Raw genomic sequence first — 2,010 nt, 5'->3', positions numbered from 1 at the left:
AATCAAAAAAGCCGACTCCGGCAGGCCAAAATCATCGGCAGCGACATACCTCATAACGTGAAACCCGCGCCGAAGTTCAAGTCCGATGGCTTCAACAGTTGCTATAAACCGCGGATCGTCAGGCGATACCAGGCCAAGCTCGGCAAGCAGAAGGGCGCTGGCATCGAGATCTTCGCTGTCAAATGCGGCCGAAAACGCCTTGCGCTTGGGGCTCCACGCGCGCTTGAGCAGCTCCTGTCCGATGTGGTCGGCAATGCCGGCCCAATGGTTGGCACGTTCAGGGAGGTTAAGGTGGTTCGCAATGGCTGCGAGGCGTTGACAGCCCGCCCAGCACATCGCGGCCGAATGCGTGTGCACGCGCGTACGTCCACGGTATTCCCAAATGCCGGAATCGGGCTTGAGCGCGAGCTTCGCCGCCTGCGCGCCGAGCGGCTCGATCGTGTGAAAAAGCGATGCATCGCCCGGTCGAGGCAGCCTGCGGTCAAAGAATATTGGCGTCGCGGCCATGATGATGCTGCCGTAGACATCATGCTGACTCTGATTGACGGCCGCATTGCCGATGCGCACCGGTCCGTCGCCGCCATAACCGCTGAGCGCAGGCGCGGTGCGCTCCTCGAGGGCGTCCGTATGCACGACGCCGTAGAGCGGACGTACCTCACCCAGCCGTCCGGCAGAGACACTCAGGATGTACGATATGAAGTCTTCCATCGTGCGTGTCGCGCCGATGCGGTTCAACGCCCGAACGACGAAGAACGCGTCGCGCATCCAGCAAAAACGGTAGTCCCAGTTGCGTCCCGATTTCGGCACTTCAGGGATCGAAGTTGTGAGCGCAGCGACAATCGCTCCGGTTTCCTCGTAACTGCACAGCTTGAGCGTGATGCCGGCGCGAATGATCTCGTCCTGCCAGTCGATCGAGAAGGCAAGCCGCCTCACCCACTCAAGCCAATAGTCACGCGTGCGTTCGCAAAAATCGCGGCAGGTCGATTCGAGCGAGCCCTCGAATGGCTCGTCCGTGCCGAAGACCATGTGCACCGGCCGCGTCAAGATGAACGACGCTTCGTTCTCGACATAAGAGAGGGGCGCGTCAGTCGTCAGCCTCACCGGCACGTCGTCGCGCCAGTAGCGGATGTGGTTGCTGCCCGACGACCGCGATGCAACCGGTTCGCCGTAGCGATGTGTCGTGCGAAAACGAATGGTTACGCGCGGCATGCCTCCGATCGGCTCGATGATACGGATGATCTGCGGCGGACGGAACGTGCGCCCGTAAATCTGAAAGCGCGGGGCAAAGTCGGTGATGCGCACCCCAGCGCCCTTGTCGTCGATCAGATCGGTCACCACGATCGCGGTGTTGCGAACGTAGTTCGAGCGAATCTCGGCCTGCCCTTCGAGCACCACGTCGGTGAATCCCTTGTCCTCGCCTCCAGAAAGCAACCGGCAGAACACGGGGTCGCCGTCATAGCGCGGCAGGCACCACCACACGATCCGCGACGAGGGTTCGAGCAATGCGGCGGTGCGGCCATTGCCAATGACCGCGAGATCGAGCCCATAGTCGGTCATGCGCGGGCCCGTCCGTTTGTGGCCAGCGAATCCAGCGCGCTGCGCACCTGCGCCGGATCCTTGAAAACTCCGGCGAGCCCCGGGAAATATCGGGAGACGCTAAAACCCTTTCCGCCGATCCCGGGCAAGACTTCGAATACCGACTCATCGGTGACATCGTCGCCGATGAATACGGGCATGCGCCCGCTGAATGGCGGGTGCGCCATTAGTTTGCGGATGCTCTCCCCTTTGCTGATCCCTGGCCGCTTGACCTCGAACATCGCTTTGCCGAGCAGCAGTTCGGTCGGCTCGGCTGAAAATGCCGTGCGTGCGGCAGCGATGTGACGGCGCAATTGCTCGGCATGCTCCGGTGCTTTCCGGTAGTGCAGAGCAAGTGAATAGCCCTTGTCCTCGACGACAATACCCGAGCCGATACCGGCGGCGGCCGCAAGCCTACGCCGCAAATCGATCGGC

General features: G+C 61.8%; 2 protein-coding genes. Both read right to left on the bottom strand.

The genetic code is table 11. The features are described 5' to 3' along the window. Window positions 1-1,557 (bottom strand): glycoside hydrolase family 15 protein (locus VL598_RS17065; protein ID WP_325326520.1); only part of this gene is annotated, 1,557 nt, incomplete at its 3' end. Continuing rightward, the coding region (otsB, locus tag VL598_RS17060; RefSeq protein WP_325326519.1) for a trehalose-phosphatase at window positions 1,554-2,010 on the bottom strand (457 nt) is incomplete at its 5' end. The genes VL598_RS17065 and otsB, both read right to left, overlap by 4 nt.

The organism is Trinickia sp. (assembly GCF_035492435.1).
In the GTDB taxonomy this organism is placed as follows: domain Bacteria; phylum Pseudomonadota; class Gammaproteobacteria; order Burkholderiales; family Burkholderiaceae; genus Trinickia.
The sequence above is the reverse complement of the archived record's forward strand: the minus strand, read 5'-3'. Positions and strand labels throughout refer to the sequence as shown.